The sequence below is a fragment of the Neobacillus drentensis genome (assembly GCF_036966985.1).
GTDB classification, from domain to species: domain Bacteria; phylum Bacillota; class Bacilli; order Bacillales; family Cytobacillaceae; genus Neobacillus; species Neobacillus drentensis_E.
Window position 1 is genome coordinate 1 of the sequence record NZ_JBALSN010000298.1, and the last position, 5,542, is coordinate 5,542.

The 5,542-nt window shown below is 42.1% G+C and carries 4 protein-coding genes; all 4 read left to right on the plus strand.

The genetic code is table 11. From position 1 onward, the window contains the following. Positions 1-10 precede the first annotated feature (10 nt). The 4 genes from V7659_RS19365 (at position 11) to V7659_RS19380 (ending at position 5,196) form a co-directional block, all read left to right on the plus strand. On the plus strand, positions 11-1,273 hold the full coding sequence (locus V7659_RS19365; RefSeq protein ID WP_335541499.1) for an MFS transporter: 1,263 nt from the start codon (positions 11-13) through the stop codon (positions 1,271-1,273). A 163-nt stretch (positions 1,274-1,436) separates the two neighbouring features. Then, the gene (locus V7659_RS19370) at positions 1,437-2,459 is read left to right on the plus strand and encodes a zinc-binding alcohol dehydrogenase family protein (protein ID WP_335541501.1); all 1,023 of its coding nucleotides are present in this window, start codon (positions 1,437-1,439) and stop codon (positions 2,457-2,459) included. Positions 2,460-2,480: 21 nt separating this feature from the next. Beyond that, positions 2,481-3,590, plus strand: coding sequence for a mannonate dehydratase (gene uxuA / locus V7659_RS19375; protein ID WP_335541503.1), 1,110 nt, complete (start codon positions 2,481-2,483; stop codon positions 3,588-3,590). Then, positions 3,559-5,196 carry a mannitol dehydrogenase family protein gene (locus V7659_RS19380; RefSeq protein ID WP_335541505.1) on the plus strand — a complete coding sequence of 546 codons (1,638 nt, stop codon included), beginning with the start codon at positions 3,559-3,561 and terminating at the stop codon, positions 5,194-5,196. The genes uxuA and V7659_RS19380 overlap by 32 nt, the downstream gene beginning before the upstream one ends. Positions 5,197-5,542: the final 346 nt, after the last annotated feature.

Consider the following 5,542-nt stretch of genomic DNA (forward strand, 5'->3'; position numbering starts at 1 on the left):
GGTTTAATATATGTTTTCAAAAGGAAAAACAATTGTATTAGTAATGCTTTTCTTGGCAGGTGTGGTGAACTATTTAGACAGATCTGCTCTCTCTATTGCTGCACCTTTTATTACCGAAGATTTACATTTATCACCGACACAATTGGGGATCGTCTTTAGTAGTTTCTCTGTTGGATATGCCATTTTCAACTTTATTGGCGGAGTAGCGTCTGATAAATACGGGGCAAAACTTACTTTGTTCGTAGCTATGGTTGTTTGGTCTTTATTCAGCGGTGCGATCGCGTTAGCATTCAGCCTTGCCAGCTTGATTGTTATTCGGGTACTTTTTGGAATGGGCGAAGGACCATTGTCGGCAACTATTAATAAAATGGTCAATAACTGGTTCCCTTCAGATAAGCGGGCAACTGCGATTGGGCTTGCTAATAGCGGTACACCACTAGGGGGAGCGATTGCCGGCCCTATCGTTGGGATCATTGCCTTGAATTATGGCTGGAAAGTCTCTTTCGTTCTTATTATGATCATTGGAATCGTTTGGGCAGTATGCTGGTGGATTTTTATTAAAGATAAACCTGCTGAGGAAAGTAAGCAAAATGATGGCTCTGTAAAGTCAGATCAAAATCAGTCAGGTGCAAAAATACCATTAACATTTTATTTAAAACAAAAAACAGTCCTATTTACTGCTTTTGCGTTCTTCGCGTATAACTATATTCTATTTTTCTTCTTAACTTGGTTCCCAAGTTACTTAACCGATGCACGCGGCTTAAGTATTAAAGAAATGAGTGTCGTAACCGTTATTCCTTGGGTATTGGGTTTCATTGGTCTAGCTTCCGGCGGTATGGTTTCTGATTTTGTGTATAAAAAAGTAGGAAAAGCCTTATTTGCTCGTAAAGTAGTATTAGTATCTTGTTTGTTTACATCTGCAGTTTGTATTGGGATCGCTGGTCTCGTTACAACCACAGTGGCTGCTGTAAGTTTAGTAGCATTATCTGTTTTCTTCTTATATTTAACAGGTGCGATTTACTGGGCGATCGTCCAAGACGTTGTCGACCAAAAGAACGTAGGATCTGTAGGAGGATTCATGCACTTTTTGGCTAATACGGCTGGAATCATTGGGCCTACATTAACTGGTTTCCTTGTGGAGAAATCTGGAACTTACACCGCGGCATTTTTATTGGCCGGAGGTTTAGCGGTTTTTGCTTCATTGGCAGTCATTAAGTTTGTTAAACCTATTACTAAAAAATATAAGGCTGAGTTGACAGGGAAAGCGGTTTAATTCCGTAACTGAAAACTTGTATGCTAGTATACGAGTGTAATATAATTAAGCTATATCAAATGAATCAAATTTACGCCCTTCCTTGTATACTAGTATACTGTATATTTTTCTTTATACTTGTATACTAGTATTTAAGAGAAGAAGGGTAGAGGAGTAGGAATTAATGAAAGCGATACAAGTGGTTAAACCAGGGCAGCTTGAAATCATTGAGAAAGAAATGCCACAGATTCAACATGAAAATGAGGTTCTTATTCAAGTGAAGATGGCTGGTATCTGTGGTTCAGATATCCATATCTATCATGGTACCTCACCAGTAGCTACCTATCCGCGAGTAATCGGACATGAAGTCACTGGCCAAGTAGTAAAGACTGGCGCAGAGGTTACCTCCCTTAAGGTGGATGATCATGTTGTCATCGAACCGATTCTCACTTGTGGAGAATGCTATGCGTGCCGATCTGGACGTCAAAATGTCTGTCAGAATTTAAAGGTTTTTGGGGTTCACATTGATGGTGGCTATCAAGAGTATGTAGTCGTCCCTGAAAAAATGGCTCACAGAGTTGACCCAACATTAGCTTGGAAAGAAGCAGTTTTAGTAGAACCCTTTACAATTGGGGCACAAGCAAATTGGCGTGGGGATGTTAGGCAGGGAGATGTTGTATTTATCATGGGCGCCGGCCCGATTGGGATTTGTGCCTTGCAGGTTGCCAAGTATAGAGGGGCAACAGTTATCATTTCAGATTTAAGCGAGGAAAAGTTGAGCTATGCCGAAAGCCTCGGTGCTGATTTTACGGTCAACCCGTTGAACGAAGATATTTTTCAAAAAATTAATGAATTAACTGAGGGAATGGGAGCGAATGTTGTCATCGATGCCGTATGTACAACAAAAACATTCGAACAAGCTGTCCAACTTGCATCAGTTGCTGGAAGAATTGTTGTTTTAGGATTTAGTGAAGAAAAGTCAGGAATCCCGCAGCTGGAAATTACGAAAAAGGAACTGACAGTCAGTGGATCCAGATTGCAAACGAACCAGTTTCCAGAAGTCATCGATCTTTTTAATCATAGAAAAATAGATACAGATAGCTTTGTGACACATACGTTTCCTTTCGAGCAAGTGAAAGAAGCGATCCAATTAATCGAAACAAATCCAGATGCAGTTAGAAAAGTTCATTTAGATTTTTCACGATAAAAAGAGAAGGAGTGGATATCGATGCAAATGACATGGAGATGGTATGGGGAAGGGAACGACTCGATTACACTTGATCATATTCGGCAGATTCCGGGTGTAATGGGAGCAGTTTGGTCTCTGCATGATAAGGTTGCAGGGGAAGAATGGGAAATGGAAAGAATCCAGGAGGTTGCGGACCAAATTCGCAGCAAAGGATTCAGCCCGGCTGTAGTAGAAAGTGTAAACATTCACGATGATATCAAAATCGGATTGCCTACTAGGGATAAGTATATCGATATTTATATCGATACCATTAAGAAGCTTTCTAAAGTCGGAGTAAAAGTGATTTGCTATAATTTTATGCCGGTTTTTGACTGGACAAGAACGGACCTATATAAGGAATTGCCTGACGGTTCCAATGCCCTGTTCTATGAAAAAGCGGCAATTACCGATGATCCAAAAGATATGGTTGAAAAAATCCTCGGCGGCGCCGGTGACTTTACGATGCCGGGCTGGGAACCAGAACGTATGGCGAAGTTGGACGAATTGTTTAAAGCGTATGAGGGAGTAACCGAAGACATTCTTTTCGACAACTTGAAATACTTCCTTGAACGAGTGATTCCTGTATGTGAAGAATATGATGTCAAAATGGCGATTCACCCGGATGATCCTGCTTGGCCAATTTTCGGACTGCCGCGTATTATTCGCAATCGGGAGTATATCAGAAGATTCCTCGATCTTGTAGATAGTCCTTACAACGGGTTAACATTCTGCACAGGGTCATTAGGAACCAATCCGGAGAACGATTTACCGGCTATGATTCGCGAATTTCATGATCGAATCCACTTTGCACATATCCGAAATGTGAAAGTGTTTGAAAATGGCGATTTTATTGAAGTCTCTCACCGCGGCCAGGATGGAAGCGTCGATGTAGCCGAAGTCATCAAAGCATACCATGAAAATGGATTTACAGGTTATGTCCGCCCGGATCACGGCCGTCACCTTTGGGGTGAAGAGAAACATTGCAGACCTGGTTATGGGCTGTATGACAGAGCGCTTGGAATTATGTACATGCTGGGTGTTTGGGACAGCCTGGAAAAAGAGAAAGGAAGAGAGCTAAGTGCTACAATTAAAGAGAAACAGCATAGTTAATGAAGCTGAAGCATGGAAAGAAATCGGCGTCGAACTTCCGCAATTTGATTTTGAACAGGTTGCCAAAAACACGCTAGAAAAGCCGCAGTGGGTACACTTTGGTGCTGGAAATATTTTTAGGGCCTTTGTTGCTAATGCGCATCAAAAACTGTTAAACCAAGGACAAGCCGAGACCGGAATTATCGCGGTGAAAACGTATGATTTTGACATGATCGACCGGTTAAATAAGCCCTATGATAACCTGACTCTGCTTGTCACCATGAAAGCAAACGGCTCTTTTGAAAAGACTGTCATTAACAGCATTGTCGACACGATTGCGGCCGATTTTAACAGGAACGATGAATTCAACCGACTGATTGAGATTTTTGAAAATCCAAGTCTGCAGATGGCCAGTTTTACAATTACGGAAAAAGGCTATACCTTGACGAATCCATCTGGGGAGTTCATAGGTATGGTTGAAAAAGATTTTGAAACTGGATTGGATCAACCTGTTCATGCTATGAGCATTGTCACATCGCTTGTCTACCGCAGATATTTAAAAGGCCAATATCCGATGACTTTCGTCAGCATGGATAACTGTTCCCATAATGGCGATAAACTCAAAGCTGCCGTCTTAACCATTGCAAAGGAATGGCTCAAGAGGGGACAGGTGGAGGAGGGCTTTATTGCTTATCTTGAGGATGAAGGCAAGATTACCTTCCCTTACACCATGATTGATAAAATTACGCCAAGGCCTTCTGAAAAGGTGAAAGAAGCTCTTGTTAATCAAGGGATTACTGGCATGGATATCATTGTCACACCTAAAAATACGTATACGGCGCCTTTCGTTAATGCAGAAGTAAGTGAATACCTTGTCATAGAAGACAAATTCACGAATGGCCGTCCTGCTCTGGAACAGGCCGGGATTATTTTTACGGACAGGGAAACAGTAAACAACATTGAAACGATGAAGGTGACCGCTTGCCTGAATCCGCTTCATACAGCATTGGCTGTTTCCGGCTGCCTGCTTGGCTATACTCTAATTGCAGATGAAATGAAAGACGAAACACTGAGAAAATTTGTAGAAATGATCGGTTATCAAGAAGGATTGAAGGTAGTGGTCGACCCTGAGATTATCAGCCCGAAAGCCTTCCTGGATGAAGTTTTGAACGAACGCTTTTCCAACCCATATATCCCGGATACGCCGCAGCGCATCGCGTGCGACACATCCCTAAAAGTTGGAATCCGCTTCGGTGAAACGTTGAAGTCCTATGTAAAAAGAGAGGACCTGAATCCGGCTGATTTGAACGCAATCCCACTTGCGATTGCAACATGGTGCCGCTATCTACTCGGCATTGATGATGAAGGCAAGTCCTTTACGCTAAGTCCTGATCCACAGCTTGAGACCCTGAAGGCGGCACTTGAAGGTGTTGCTTTGGGTGACCGAACATCTAATATAAATAAAATCCTGTCCAATGAAGCAATCTTTGGAGTCAATTTGTATGAGATAGGATTGGGAGAAAAGATTGAGTCCATGTTCTATGACATGCTTGCCGGCATCGGTGCCGTGCGCCGTACTATGGAGAAGTATGTTATATCAGATAAGGAAAAAGTTACGGTTAGATAGGTGTTGGTGGGTCATGCGAAGTTTGTCATGGCCCATTTCCTATTATTGACGACCCAACTTGCTTCACATGTGAAAATTGGGTAGCCAATAAGCCGGATAGGCGACCGAAAAGGCGTCACAAGTAAAATTTGGGTAGCCAATAGCCCAGATAGGCGACTGAAAAGACGTCACAAGTAAGAATTGGGTAGCCAATCACTTTATTAATAGCTGCCGTTGGAAAACGAATAAATGAAAGGTGGAGAAAATATTGAAAAAACTAGACGTATTAACGAAAATATCCGATTGTGGGGTCGTCGCCGTTGTAAGAGCAGATTCCAAGGAAGAGGCCATTAAGATATCAGAAGCA